This is a genomic window from Scytonema sp. UIC 10036 (genome assembly GCF_009725235.1).
Genome location: NZ_WJFC01000282.1, coordinates 1 through 13,797, shown reverse-complemented (window position 1 = coordinate 13,797; position 13,797 = coordinate 1). Strand labels below are relative to the sequence as shown.

At 38.2% G+C, this 13,797-nt stretch carries 15 protein-coding genes and 1 pseudogene; 11 read left to right on the top strand and 5 right to left on the bottom strand.

Annotated features, from left to right (window positions below):
- The first annotated feature begins 989 nt into the window (after window positions 1–989).
- A complete protein-coding gene (locus F7734_RS56685) occupies window positions 990–1,262 on the top strand; it encodes a hypothetical protein (RefSeq protein ID WP_155752939.1) in 273 nt (90 codons plus the stop codon).
- On the opposite strand, the gene F7734_RS56680 is transcribed toward F7734_RS56685, so the two are convergent.
- Window positions 1,246–2,280: an ISL3 family transposase gene (locus tag F7734_RS56680; RefSeq protein WP_347566458.1), complete on the bottom strand. Its 1,035-nt coding sequence runs from the start codon at window positions 2,278–2,280 to the stop codon at window positions 1,246–1,248. The two genes, F7734_RS56685 and F7734_RS56680, sit on opposite strands and share 17 nt — an antisense overlap.
- 14 nt (window positions 2,281–2,294) lie before the next feature.
- A complete protein-coding gene (locus F7734_RS66600) occupies window positions 2,295–2,501 on the bottom strand; it encodes a hypothetical protein (RefSeq protein ID WP_347566457.1) in 207 nt (68 codons plus the stop codon).
- Between the two features lie 52 nt (window positions 2,502–2,553).
- Between F7734_RS66600 and F7734_RS56675 the strand changes: the two are divergent.
- From F7734_RS56675 to F7734_RS56655, 4 genes and pseudogenes are all read left to right on the top strand, one after another.
- Window positions 2,554–3,453: pseudogene (locus F7734_RS56675) on the top strand (formylglycine-generating enzyme family protein); the annotation flags it as partial.
- Between the two features lie 155 nt (window positions 3,454–3,608).
- Window positions 3,609–4,463 carry a formylglycine-generating enzyme family protein gene (locus F7734_RS56670; protein ID WP_155752938.1) on the top strand — a complete coding sequence of 285 codons (855 nt, stop codon included), beginning with the start codon at window positions 3,609–3,611 and terminating at the stop codon, window positions 4,461–4,463.
- 490 nt (window positions 4,464–4,953) lie between these two features.
- Window positions 4,954–5,178 (top strand): hypothetical protein, encoded by a 225-nt coding sequence (locus F7734_RS56660; RefSeq protein ID WP_155752937.1) that lies wholly within the window; start codon window positions 4,954–4,956, stop codon window positions 5,176–5,178.
- Window positions 5,168–5,545 (top strand): type II toxin-antitoxin system VapC family toxin, encoded by a 378-nt coding sequence (locus F7734_RS56655; protein WP_155752936.1) that lies wholly within the window; start codon window positions 5,168–5,170, stop codon window positions 5,543–5,545. Before F7734_RS56660 ends, F7734_RS56655 begins: the two co-directional genes overlap by 11 nt.
- Before the next feature lie 341 nt (window positions 5,546–5,886).
- Here F7734_RS56655 and F7734_RS56650 read toward each other — a convergent pair whose 3' ends face one another.
- Window positions 5,887–6,651 carry a DUF3598 family protein gene (locus F7734_RS56650; protein ID WP_155752935.1) on the bottom strand — a complete coding sequence of 255 codons (765 nt, stop codon included), beginning with the start codon at window positions 6,649–6,651 and terminating at the stop codon, window positions 5,887–5,889.
- 75 nt (window positions 6,652–6,726) lie between these two features.
- A complete protein-coding gene (locus F7734_RS56645; RefSeq protein WP_155752934.1) occupies window positions 6,727–8,067 on the bottom strand; it encodes a cytochrome P450 in 1,341 nt (446 codons plus the stop codon).
- A gap of 200 nt (window positions 8,068–8,267) precedes the next feature.
- Here F7734_RS56645 and F7734_RS56640 point away from each other — a divergent pair, with 200 nt between their 5' ends.
- The 6 genes from F7734_RS56640 to F7734_RS56615 all read left to right on the top strand — a co-directional run bounded on the left by F7734_RS56640 (window position 8,268) and on the right by F7734_RS56615 (window position 12,381).
- Window positions 8,268–10,481 (top strand): phosphoketolase, encoded by a 2,214-nt coding sequence (locus F7734_RS56640; protein ID WP_155752933.1) that lies wholly within the window; start codon window positions 8,268–8,270, stop codon window positions 10,479–10,481.
- 311 nt (window positions 10,482–10,792) lie between these two features.
- Window positions 10,793–11,026, top strand: a complete 234-nt coding sequence (locus F7734_RS56635) for a type II toxin-antitoxin system HicB family antitoxin (protein ID WP_155752932.1) — start codon at window positions 10,793–10,795, stop codon at window positions 11,024–11,026.
- Between the two features lie 55 nt (window positions 11,027–11,081).
- Window positions 11,082–11,441, top strand: coding sequence for a hypothetical protein (locus F7734_RS56630; RefSeq protein WP_155752931.1), 360 nt, complete (start codon window positions 11,082–11,084; stop codon window positions 11,439–11,441).
- A 164-nt stretch (window positions 11,442–11,605) separates the two neighbouring features.
- Complete coding sequence (locus tag F7734_RS66595; protein ID WP_347566459.1) at window positions 11,606–11,845, top strand: PIN domain-containing protein; 240 nt, start codon at window positions 11,606–11,608, stop codon at window positions 11,843–11,845.
- Between the two features lie 4 nt (window positions 11,846–11,849).
- On the top strand, window positions 11,850–12,071 hold the full coding sequence (locus F7734_RS56620) for a DNA-binding protein (RefSeq protein WP_155752930.1): 222 nt from the start codon (window positions 11,850–11,852) through the stop codon (window positions 12,069–12,071).
- 22 nt (window positions 12,072–12,093) lie between these two features.
- Entirely contained in the window at window positions 12,094–12,381 is a 288-nt protein-coding gene (locus tag F7734_RS56615) for a hypothetical protein (protein ID WP_243147605.1), read from the top strand.
- Window positions 12,382–12,874: 493 nt separating this feature from the next.
- On the opposite strand, the gene F7734_RS56605 is transcribed toward F7734_RS56615, so the two are convergent.
- Complete coding sequence (locus F7734_RS56605; RefSeq protein WP_155752929.1) at window positions 12,875–13,603, bottom strand: GDSL-type esterase/lipase family protein; 729 nt, start codon at window positions 13,601–13,603, stop codon at window positions 12,875–12,877.
- Window positions 13,604–13,797 lie beyond the last annotated feature (194 nt).

Below are 13,797 nucleotides of genomic sequence, written 5' to 3'. Positions count from 1 at the left end.
GGTTTCTAAAAAAGGTTTTTTTGGTTTCAGAAGAATTCCGTCACCCATATCAATTGCTATCAGTTCCTGTCCCACTTAAGAGCCATGAGACTTTCGCAATGGTTCGGGAATCGTTACTTGTTCTTCTGTGGGTTCGCGCATTTATATGTACTTGAAAACATATAAATCACCAAAAAGCTTATAGAGCTTGAACTTCACGTTGTAAACACTGTCTACAAAGTTAGAAAAACTTATATAGGACTCTATTAAGACTCAATGCCTGAGTCTGGTTGCGCTTATTGATACGTTGAAGACTTGTACTAGATATGTAATATATAACGAACTATATAACAAGCTTATACTACGTTGACTACATCAAATAGTGGAAACTATCGAGTACGTATAAATGCGCGAACCCACACATATTTAGGGTTTGTTAACAAGCATCACAAGTTCGCCTTCTTGAATGACAGCAACAGACAGCCCTAGAATATGGTTTTGAGTCATCGTGGCGATAATGTAATCGTCAACAACCATGATTTACATCCATCCTCAATTTCTTTTATTCACAAATTGCCCGTACTCGTGTCATAATTTCGCTCTCAATCTTGTTGCACTATGGTGATACAGCTTCAGCCGTTAAGCCTTCGGCTTGTCGCATTTCCTCCATTGTCTTAACTTTTCTTTACACAACTCGTTGCTTGTTGTCCGATTGCCGAGATGGAATCAGGGTAAAGCGATTGTAGCAGCAATGAGTTAGACAGCTTTATTTTTTGTATTTTAGCTGGTATCATCAATTTGATGAATCTAGAATCAGATTCTGTAAATTTGTAGCTTTGTATAAACACTATTTATAAAAGTAGTCACTATGCTCATTAGCATTCCAGACAATATTAAGAAGACGTTCCATGCAGCTTGCTCTGACATAAAGGATATGGATAAACTGTACTAAAAATTTCAAATATTGCACTCAAAATAAACCTTACCTTACTTATTAAACTGAAACTGTAATGAAAGTTGTTGGAATTCACGGAATCTTACATAATTATTTGACTGCACCACAGATAAAAAATGAATGGCTACTAGCTCTGCAAGGGGGATTAGAGGTAGCTAAGAAACCAAGAATAGAACGCGAAGACTTTACAAGCGTTGCGTATGGCGATTTTTTTCGTCCTAGTGGAACGAGATCTGGAAATATTCCACCATTAAAAGATATTGAAGAAGATTGGGAACAAGAATTACTTCTGAAATGGGGCTCTTCCGTACTTAACGTGCTAAATTAACATCATAGTGCCAAGAAAGTAAAGCTCTAATTTCAAAATTACGGAAGTTTGTAAAGCCAAATCCACTTCTTTTTATTAGCTTCAATTTATTATTAATTCCTTCTACAACACCATTGGTAGTTCTATTATCAAAATATCCGGCTACTTCTCCAAACCATCGTTTAATTGTATTCACACTTTTTTGATATAATGGTTCGGCTTTTTCTAACCAATCAAGTAGTCCTAATATTCCTGTTCCTGGGTCTTCACTCGTATCAAATAAATTGCGGAATTCTTCTTTCAATGAATGCATTGTTGCTATTAAAGGAGATGCTTCTCTAATTATGTCTAATTTTATTTTTTGTTTATCAGTCAACTTATCTTCTGCTTTTAAAATTGTATATTTATTACCTTTTAAACTATCAAACACTTTTTCTCTCGATTCAATATTTAATTCCAAAGCTGCTTTTTTTTCTGCTATTCTGGCTTGGTTTAATTCTTCGTGTATTAATTTGGTAACATGGAACCTATCCACTGTAATAACGGCGTTTGGGCATATCTTCTCAACTAAATTTTTATAATTTCCGGTCAGATCCATACTTACTTCTTCTATTTGTTCTAAAACTTCTTCTCCCCACATTTTCATCACATTTTCTATGACAATTTGTTTTCTTTCTTTTACTAATCCTATTAATTTTCCTGAATCTAGATCTACAAGCACCACAATAAATTTACCTTGTCCTTTAACTAAACTTATTTCATCTATTCCCAATCTCCTCAAATTACTAACATTTATTGGTAAAATATTTTTGACTATATCTTCAAGCATCGAATAAACTTCTTCATCACTTAATCCATTATTTTTGGCTACATTCCTGACATCACTATTAATAAGTTGTTTAATAATATTTGACGCATAACGATGCGTATACTTTCTTCTTACTCCTACAAAATCGAGTTCTTCGTTAAATGTTTTACGACATTTTTTACATTTAAATCTTCGTCTATTTATATTTAGAAAAACTTCTTTTTCTCCCATCGATAAATCTTTTATTAAGTAATTTTGATTTTGGTGGAGATGATGCTACCTTCGTCGCACTGTGGGCATACCGCACTTTTAGTCTTTTTAATTACTGATAAAATTAAGGTTTCACCCTCTTTTAGACTGGATTCCACTACTACTTCAGGCAAATTTAACAACTCGGTTAAAACCCTTTTCATAACTGATTTTACTGAAATAAAAGATAATTTTCCTAACATTTTAGCACGTTAAGTACGGAAGAGCCCTATTACCCCAGATGATGAACCTGGGGAAGAGTTGCAAACTTTTGAGTTTGACACAGTAACAGTGGATGCTCGCGGACAAGTAATTCAGAAAGAACAAAACCAAGCATTTTATTTTGTAGAGTTTCTCGGTGAAACGGCGGGAAAACCATCAGCACTCTTTATAGAGATGGTAGCTATCCCTGGAGGAACTTTTGAAATGGGATCGCCACCAGATGAGCCAGAACGTGATGACAGTGAGAGTCCTCAACGTACTGTCGCTGTACAGCCGTTTTTCTTAGCTAAGTATCCAGTCACGCAAGCTCAGTGGCAATTTGTGGCACAGTTGCCTCAAGTGAACCGAGAGTTGGATCGAGATCCATCTGATTTTAAAGGCGCAAATCGTCCTGTTGAAAATGTCTCTTGGTACGATGCAGTTGAATTTTGCTTGCGCCTCTCTCAATATACAGGCAGACCTTACAGCCTCCCTAGTGAAGCAGAATGGGAATATGCCTGTCGTGCTGGAACAACAACACCATTCCATTTTGGTGAAACAATGACATCAGAATTGGCAAATTATGACGCTACCGTAACTTATGGTCAAGAACCAGAAGGAATTTATCGAGAGGAAACAACAGAAGTGGGCAGCTTTAAAGTAGCCAACGCTTTCGGATTATACGATATGCACGGGAATGTGTGGGAATGGTGTCTTGATGATTGGCACGATAACTATGAAGAAGCGCCAACAGATGGAAATGCTTGGTATGAAAATAATGATAATCTTGCTCAAAAAGAAGGATATGCTGTACTGCGGGGCGGTTCCTGGCTTTACAATCCTGGAAACTGCCGTTCCGCGTCCCGCACCTACAACGATAGGGCGGGGCGCGACAGCATCTACGCTTATGTTGGTTTTCGTGTAGCCTGTGGGGTTGGGAGGATTCTTCAGTAGCCCTTTATACTTTTATTCTTTTGCCCTTTACACTTGTTTTTTTTACCCTTGTTAGCGTAGCGGAGCGTTAAAAATTTTTTTCAAATCGAATACGAAAACAAAATAAACATTTATTAAGCGAGAAAGTTAAGCAAGAGGAGTCCAATACAAAATCAATGGTAAAAACACTCACTAAGCGACAGACAGCGCAACATTTTATCGAAGACTTGGGCAATGGAATTACCCTAGACATGGTACTGCTGCGGAGTGGCAGTTTTATGATGGGCGCTCCAGAAACGGAAGAAGGTAACAGTGACTCGGAACGCCCCCAACACAAAGTCACAGTTCCTACTTTTTTGATGAGTAAGTATCCGATTACTCAAGCACAGTGGAAAGCCGTAGCAGCACTACCCCAAGTTAACAAAGAGCTAGAAAGAGATCCATCGCGTTTCAAAGGAGATAAACGACCAGTAGAGCGTGTTTCTTGGTATGATGCAGTTGAGTTTTGCCAGCGTCTCACTTCCCATACAAAAAGACAGTATCGCCTCCCTAGTGAAGCAGAATGGGAATATGCTTGTAGAGCCGGAACAACCACCCCGTTTCACTTTGGTGAGACAATTACAACTGAAGTTGCCAACTACAACGGTACAGATGACGAAAAATATAAATGGTCGGGTTCTTATGCTTGGGGGCCAAAGGGAATTTATCGAGAGGAAACAACGGAAGTGGGCAGCTTTGAAGTAGCCAACGCTTTTGGGTTATACGATATGCATGGGAATGTATGGGAATGGTGTCTTGATGATTGGCATGATAACTATGAAGGAGCGCCAACAGATGGGAGTGCATGGCTTGACAATAATGATAATTTTTCCCAAAAACAAGGATATGCCGTACTGCGGGGCGGGTCTTGGCTTGGAATTCCTGAATTCTGCCGTTCCGCGTCCCGCTACGGCAGCATGAGGGAGGATCGCGACTTCATCGACGGCAATTTTGGTTTTCGTGTAGCCTGTGGGGTTGGGAAGATTATTTAGTAGCCCTTTATACTTTTATCCTTTTGCCCTTTACACTTGTTTTTTTACTCTTTTCCGCCGTAAGGCGGATCGAAATATTTTTGCAAAAATATTAAGATTTTTTAAAAAATGAAAGAATTATCAGTTATCCAAAAGACTTATAGCAATTTCCACTCTCGTGAGGTACAGAATAAAAATTTAACCGCAGATGAACGCAGATGCACGCGGATAAATTTGTACTTCAATAGACTGGAAAACACTGTATGATTGCATTAAATGGTACGTGCCGATTATTGAGAGATTGCCAAAAATTCATAAGTTCACTTTGGGTGACAGGCTAATTGGCATTCGCCAAACAGTTACTTAACTCTACCAAAAGATTCAAGCGATCGCACCTAGTCTTGATAGTTGGATGAGTTTTACTACGGTATGCAGGCAGACATAATATGAAACAGTGAATGTTGACTTGATGCCACTTATAATAGAGGTGATAGATATAAAATGCTAGAAGATGAAAGTTCTCAAGCTTGCAGCAGTTATCGATGCTTCAGGTAATTTACGCCTTGATATTCCCACCGAGTTATCATCTGGTGCTGTCGATGTAGTTGTCGTTGTTAATCCAAGTATCCCAGATACTTCTCAAACAAAATCCTACGATTTTTCCGATTTAGCGGGACGTTTAAGTTGGCAGGGTGATAGCATTGCCCAAATAAGGAAGTTACGCGATGAGTGGTAAACGCTATCTACTGGATACAAATGCCATAGTTGCTTTGTTACAAGGTTCTCCCGCATTAGTCACATTATTACAAAATGCTGATTGGATAGGAATTTCCATCATTAGTCAAATCGAATTTTTAGCGTTTTCTGGATTGAGTGAAAGCGATATAAATTTGTTTACAGAATTTCTCAACCGTGTAGAGGTAATTGACTTAGCAGCAAGTAACGATTTATTAATCAAACGGATTATTAATGTCCGATTGCAATATCGTGTCAAACTTCCAGATGCAATTATTGCTTCAACTGCACTTCAAGTTGGAGCTAGTTTAGTAACAGGCGATCGCGAATTAAATAAGGTAACAAGTTTGACAATTGTTAACTGGTAATGACGGCTGATTGAAATATCCAAGCTATGGCTCTTTTGCGATAGACAGGAGATTGCGATCGCACTCACTTTTGTGCCAATACAATTCACTTTAGATAAACAATTTTTTTTAGTTGATAGATTGGCTATCTATCGGAATTCTATTTTATTTGTAAAGTTTTTGAGGTTGGAGCAAATGTTGACTTGGTGCAACTTATAATTTACCCACAGTGCTGCATCCAGTATGGCGAATTCTATAATATATAGCGGTTTTCAGTAATTTACATTTTTTAGATAAACAATTTTTTTAGTTGATAGATTGGCTCCTTATCTTATAAATTATAGATTCATAATCTTAACTGGTTACTCAGTAGCAAGGCTAAATGTTTGTAGTGTAAAATTTATCAAACTAGAATCTTTATAATTGCGAATACCACGTTGCAGTAAATTATGAGAAATCTGCCATTCTATCGTCGCTAAAAAAGATTTGTCAATTGCAACTTTTCGCGGGCAACTGATGGAAATACCATCGCTAAAATGGAAGATCTGATAATCATCAGCTTTATCAGCTAGATTTTCTAATGGTTTCCATGATACTGGAATTGGAGATGATACCATCCAATTAGATGTCATCTTTTTAGCTGTCCCCACCCAATTACCGCTCAACTCTTTTGCAGATGGTCGAGATGGATTTTCTGGAAAAACTGTGAGAGTTTCGGGAGTGACTGTGATTTTTTCTAAATTGCCAGCATCATCATATACGATAACAACATTTGCACGCTTGTCTTCATAGCGTAAACCTGTCTCAAAACCAAAAGTTGAACCAGATTCTACCTTTGTAGAACCCCAGGAAAAAGTATTATCTAAAAACAATGCTCTAGTAATTGGTTTTTTATATGGACCAAAGGTCTTTGTTTTCTTTGTGCCATCAGCATATGTATAGTGGTTTTGGTGATGAATTTCATTGCCACAATCGCTAACATGAAAACTTCTAATACAATGAAAAGTCTCTATTATTTGTCCATCAGCAGAGTATCTTGTCCAAGTGCCGTGCCAGTCGTTATTAGCATGGTATTGGCAGAAATTATGCCAATTTTGTAGTTGTGCTACCGTTGTTTCTGTACTCATAATTACTTCCTGTTTACTTTTAAGTTGTAAAATACTTCAGAAATCAATAAAGTGAATCACCACTCTGGTACAACACTAATTTTTAACAACTAATTTTATAGGACGATTTAGACCTGTTACCAAACCGCGACGTTTTGGTTTAACTTCATAAGTATCGACTAGAGCTAGCTCGTAACGTGACATAATTTTTGCTAGCGCTAGTTTCATTTCAAATTGGGCAAATGCCAAACCAATACAGCGTCTGATTCCACCGCCAAAGGGTAAAAATTCATAGGGTGAATATTGCTTTTCTAGAAAACGTTCTGGTTTAAACTTTTCTGGTTCGGGGTATGTTTCTTGACGACGATGAGCGAGGTAAATCGATCCAATGACATCCGTACCAGGTTCTATTTTATATCCCATGAGTGAAACAGATGTTTGAGCAACTCGCGCAAAAGTTAGCATTCCTACTGGATAAATACGCAAGGTTTCACAGCATACCGCATTGAGGTAGGGGAGTTTAAAAATAGTCATGGGGTCTGGATTTTCACCTACGTTATCCAATTCTTGCAACAACTGTTTTTTAACTATAGGCAATTTGTAAATCCAGTATAACGCCCAAGTTAAAGCTGTGGCGGTTGTTTCATGTCCTGCTGTCAGTAAAGTGATTAATTCATCGCGTAGCTGTTCATCTGTCATTTGTTCTCCCGCTTCATCTCTTGCGGCTACAAGCATACTGAGAATATCTGTACGCGAGAAGTCAGGTTTTTGACGACGTTCTTGAATTTCTGAGTAAATAAGTTCGTCTGCTTTTTGCTGACGGTGCATTCCTTTTTCCCATAGCAATGAACCTGGGTAACTCATTCTCAATGCTGGGAAAAATAGCAAAGTCATGGATAGTAGGGAACTTCCTCGATCTAAGATAACGGCTAAAAGTTGCTCTAATTCTTGGGCGCGAGAACTGTTGTATAGTCCAAACACGGCTTGTATGATAACTCGTAAGGTTAGAGCTTGCATGGCAGAACGAGCACAAAAAGGTTTACCGATTTGCCATTGGCTGATTATCTCTTCTGCGACATCGTTAATGACTTGTCCGTAGCTTCGCATCCTGTCGCCATGAAAGGGAGGCATTAATAATTGTCTTTGACGCTGGTGTGCTTCTCCACTTATGGTAAATACGGATTGTTTCCCAACTAACGGTTCAAATTCTGTGTTTAACTCTCCAGGAGATGTAAATTTTTCTGTATCGTTGGTTAAAATTTCTTGCAAGGCTTGAGGATGACTTGTGACAACTAGAGGTGGAGTGTTGCGACCTAACTGTAGAGTAAATATGTCCCCGTAACGTTTGGCGCATTCTTCCATCTGTGACAAGGGAGTAAAGACCCACTCTAGTAGCTGTAGGGAGGGTGGCTTCTGAACGGGATTTGGTAGTGTCATCGTAAATTTTTTTGTAAAAATCTTTTTACTGACACTAACATGAAGCCATTCAATTAATAATGTACGACATTTAAGATTATTATCGTTGCATGACTAAATAGTAATTTACCCTAACAACATGAAAGTTGTAAAATTTTTGTTAAATTGAACAAGCATTTATTTTGCCTCTTCAAAACACTCTTAAAAATAAGGTACTCAGCATGACAGCAATCACCCCAAAGGAAATTTCAACGGCTCCCAGTTTTTGTGAGGGAATCCAATATTTTGGCGAATCTATCCCAGGTTTTGAAACTTATGGCAAAATACCAGTAGTAAAGTCAGGTGATTCTGCGATCGCTAGTTCCTCAGATCCAGCAGCCGTCTTCCAAACCTTACTTGCTGCCGATGCTTTGCGCTATCTGACATTGCAAATTACTGGTAGTAAAGCTTCAGGACACCCAGGTGGATTTGCCAGTCAAGCGGAAGCCTATGCATCGCTTGTCATGCTCGGCCACAAAAATATTATCACCGAAGTAGGACATCACGCTCCTGGTTTTTACAGTGCCATGTTCTTGGATCGTTCTTTAGAGGACATGGGAATTCAAACAGTGCAGCAGTTGCGCGATCGCTTCCGGGAAAAGCACGGTTTGCTAGGACATCTCTCCGGCTACATTCCCGGTATTTTAGCACCTGCTGGTCCTTTAGGACAGGGGCAACATTTTGCTATGGCTGCTGCACTACTGCACAAAGACAAGCTTTTCCCCTTTACCGTTGGCGATGGTGGGTTGGGCGAACCCTACATCATGAGTTCGATGGCGCACTTCCATACAGCTTTCCCTAGCGCGACTAACTTCTTACCCGTACTGGTGTGGAATGGTTACAGTCAAGAACACCACAGCATGGTGTCTCTCAAAACCAACGAACAGATGATCGAATACTGGAGAGGCAATGGTTTTGAGGAAGTTGTGTTAGTCGATGCTAAAGATTTTGACGACGCAAACCAATCCGGCGATTATGTTGATAGTACTGCCTTTTCCTTTGAGAAGAGGTTAGCATTTACTCAAGCTGTACTCTCAGGAGTAGATAAAGCGGCACGTTCTGCGCTTGGGGGTAAACTCACTGCTTTTATTATCAAACAGCTTAAAGGAGCGGGAGTTCACGCAAGAGGTGCGAAGTCTCATAACCTCTATCCTAAAGATACTTTAGATGCACCCCATATTGTCAGTGCCTTAAAAGAACGTGCTTTACCTGTGGAAGCTTGGGAATTAGTACGGACAAATTGCGAACATGCGGGTGGGGGACCTGCGGCAAAGACTGTTGTGACAGAATTTGAGTATCCTTTGCCAGATTTGGGCGAATTGCCTTTGGAAGAATATGCTGTTGGTGGTGATGCTAAAGTTTCTACCACAGCTATGGGACAATTAGTAGCAAAAGTCGGACAGGTAGACGGTAACTTCCTCGTTACGAATGCTGATGGTAACGAAGCATCTGGAATTGGTAATATTAACCAAGCATTGAAGATTATTCACCCTACCACTGACGATTTATACAATCAAACACCTAATGGTCAAGTTTACGAACCTTTGAGTGAAGATGCTTGTGCGGGTTTAGCTGTTGGTTTGTCTTTGATGGGTGCGAGAACTTTGTGGTGTTCTTATGAATCTTTTGCTATCAACGGGTTACCTATTTGGCAAACAGTGACGCAAGCAATGGCAGAATTGCGTCGCCCTACACCTTCAACTATTACATTATTTACTGCTGGTGCATTGGAGCAAGGGCGCAATGGTTGGACTCACCAACGTCCTGAAATTGAAGCTTATTTTGCTTCTATGATGCGGAATGGTAATGTGTTTCCTGTTTTTCCAACCGATGCTAATAGCATTCAAGTTTGTTATGACTGGGCGTTGACGACTAAGAATAAGGGAATTGTCATTACTGCTAGTAAATCTCCTTTACCCATTCGCACGACTTTTGAACAAACTCGTCAGGGATTGCTTGATGGTGCGATCGTATTGCATGAAACTTCTGGTAAGAAGAAAGTTGTTTTTGCTGTCATTGGGGATATGACTTTAATACCAGTGTTTGAAGCGGCGGCGGCGTTAGAACAAGAGGGGATTGGAGTTAAGATAGTTTCTGTTATTAACCCGCGTCGTTTGTATCGTCTTGGTGATACTGCTTGGGATACTTGTTCTGAACCTGATGGCGATTTTGTAAGCGATGAAAAATTTGCTGAATTGTTTGATGGTGATGGTTTGATTGGTGTAACTGGTGGTGCTAGTGCAATGCTTGAACCTATTATGTTAAGGAGTACTAGCAAGCGGGATACTTTTGCTTGGAAGCGTGGGGAAACAACTGCGAGTGCTGGTGAGTTGATGGCTTTTAATGGTTTGACTGTTGAGGCTTTGAAGAAACGGGGGCTTGAGTTGGTGGGTTAAGTTTTGGTTTTTAACCGCAGATGCACGCAGACGAACGCGGATAAATCTGGTTTTTTTGCGTGTATTTGCGATTTTGATATTGATTAGACTCGTCCGGATTATTAACTAGGTTTCAGTCAGCGTATCTTTGTTTGCGATCGTACATACCAAAGCCAAGCTATATTCACATATTTCTATTTTTTTGTCCTGACTCACTCAATTTCTTGATTAATTCTCTAAGATAAATCGAAAAGTATGTATCGTTAATCCTGTGAATCTCGAAAATAAAGCTCTGTGTCGTATCCTTGTTTTTACATTGGTAGAAATTGTTTATGAAATTTAAGGGAATTTTTACATTTGATTCTGAATATGAAGGGTATGTTGCTGAAGTTCCTGAACTTCCTACTTGTGTGAGTCAAGGTAAGACGTTAGATGAGGCAATTGAAAATATCAAGGATGCTATTAAGGGATATCTTTACGTTCAAGATAAGCGCGGTAATTCTTATGTCCCAAAAGAATCTCAAACCTTTCTTGGAGAAATTGTAGTACAAATGGGACACACCTAATCTGCTACCATACAGAAGCTATGATGTATGAAAGATTTTTTATAAGGACGTACCCATGACAAACGCTCAAGAAATAGTTCATTTAAATCTAGATTTGTCACCTGAAATTAACCAGGTGTTAGAAGAACTGGCTAAAAAGACTGGTGGAACGAAAAGTGATGTTTTGCGTCAGGGAATTACTTTAATGCAAATGATGGCAAAAGCTAAGGAACAAACTCAGAAATTAGGTATTACTGAAGCAAATCAGCCTACAACTTCTAAAAGAATTGTTCCATTAGAAGACGTACCAAAAAACCATCCATTAGAAGTATTTATGGAAAATTTTGGTGCTTGGGAAGACGATCGCACACCAGAGGAAATTACCAAAGATATATACGATAGCCGTAATACTTCTGACAGAGATTATAATTTGTGATTTACTTACTTGATACTGATACTTGTATTTATTGGCTAACCAATCGAATCTCGGTGAGAACAAAGATTCAACAAGTAGGATGGGATAAAATTTCCATTTGCATCATCACAGTTGCTGAGTTGTACTATAGTGCGTATAATTCTAATCGAGTCTAAGAAAATTTAATTCGAGCAGAATTTTTTATTGCACAGTTACCTATTTTGCCTCTTACCAATTCTGCTGTCAAACGCTATGGAGAATTAAAATCAGAACTTCGTAGATTGGGACAACCAGTTGGTGATTTTGATTTACTGATTGCTAGTGTTGCTCTCACAGGTAATTACATTTTAGTTACTAATAATACTCGTCATTACGATCGCATTACTCAATTACAATTAGAGAACTGGTTTCTACCATCAGGATAGAATTATGACTGATAAAAAAGAAATGATTCGCTTTAATCTAGATGTATCTCCTGAAGTTAATGAGACATTAGAGCAACTTGCTCAAAAAATAGGTGGAACTAAAGGTGATGTTTTGCGTCAAGCAATAGCTTTGATGCAAATTGCAATAATAGCTAAAGAAAACGGTAAGAAATTCGGAATTGTAGAACCCCATCAGAATTTGAGAACTGAAATTTTGATTCCTTAAATTAATAAAAAAAATTGACAGTATGCAAAGTCCTAACAATATAGAGAATTTGATTCCAGGTAGCTTGCTACATCTATCATCAGCAACAGAGAAATTGGTTGCTAAAAGTTCTCTAAATTTATCGTCTCCTGATTTACCATCTCAAGAAGATGCAGTACTTGAACGAAAACTGCGAGAACTTAAGGCAAAACAGGAACTCAGGAAAGATTGGATTTTATTTATTGTGAGAGATGTTGTAATTTTTCCCACTACCATACTTTTTATCTTAGCTATCAGTGGCTACTCACTATTCACTTTAATAAAAAAATAGTTGTCGCTCTGAATTTAGTTTACTCCATCACTAAGGATATTTATATAACGGTCTTTGGCAAGCCGAGTTTGTGTAGTAAGAAAGTCAAATATGCTTATATTTGAAACACGTAAAGCTATAGGTAGGAGTGAGGTTTTAGTTAATCCAGGGAGAGTGTTAATCTCCAAAAATATTGGTTCCGTTGATGTAAGTATGAAGTCACTACGTGAATATCCATAAGCTCCTATGGCTTTATGTACGCTAAGAGCTGCTTCCTTGAGAGCTATGACGGCACTTTCTGGAAACGTTGATGGGCATATTTCCTCTACCCCATTATTAAGATATTTTCCAGCATAATCGAATACTCGATTACTACGTGGTCTGATTTCAACTGGAGGGAGTGCAATGTTATCTTGGTTATGGTGAATTACGGCAACTGTAGTTTCGACACCGGACACAAATGGCTCGACAAGATATTCGCATTTTGAGGCTTAACCGACAAATTTGAGAATTCTCAATCATTAACATAGTTTTCGATAACTTTTGCCCACATTAAGTAACCTTGACCGTTTAAATGTAGCCCATCAGAGGTATATTTCATATCTAATTGGTTCTCAGAATCTGATAGATAAGAAAACACATCTATATATTGATAGGAAAACTCTATTGATAACTCTTTCAATTTAGAATTTAATTTTAAAATATTACTGTTATCTTGATAAAACCGAGTGACTTGATTATTGACAGGTAACACACTTTGAATAAAGACTTTTGTGTTTGGTGTTTTTTTATGCAACTCTGTTAAAATAGCTTTGTAATTTATTAAGACTTCTTCTATAAATTTATTGTAATAAGTAATATCGTTGATACCTATCATTAAAAAAATTTTCTTTGGTTGAGATTCTACTATAACGTCTAGACGATTCAGTACTAAATCTGTTGTGTCAGAACTAATACCACGGTTTTTAATATTGCCATTTTTGAGTAATTCTACCCATTCACCTTCATCGGTTAGGCTATCTCCTAAAAAAATAATTCCTGAGTTCGATTTGGGTAAAATTTCAAATTGACTTTTTTTGTGTAAGTGGTATGGGCTGAAAGAATGGGTTGAGCTAGTTATAGCTGAAACTTTTGTCCATAGATAGGGAAATCCGCCTTTTCTGGCAAGAAATATAATACCAATTCCTATAAATAAAATATTCAAGAGCAAGGAAATAAACAATATTAGGTTTCTGCTGTTCATTGTTTTATCAATTACCTATACTGTACAAGCTTCTATGTTGTTAGAAAAAATTGATTCATTATTCAATTCACCGACTTTTAGAGGATGTTTTAAAAGTGGTTAGCTGTGATTTTTATCGCATTATTACCCCCCTTAATCCCCCCGATGGATTGGGGGGAAACAAGAAAAATTCAGTTCACTCCCCGATGCATTGG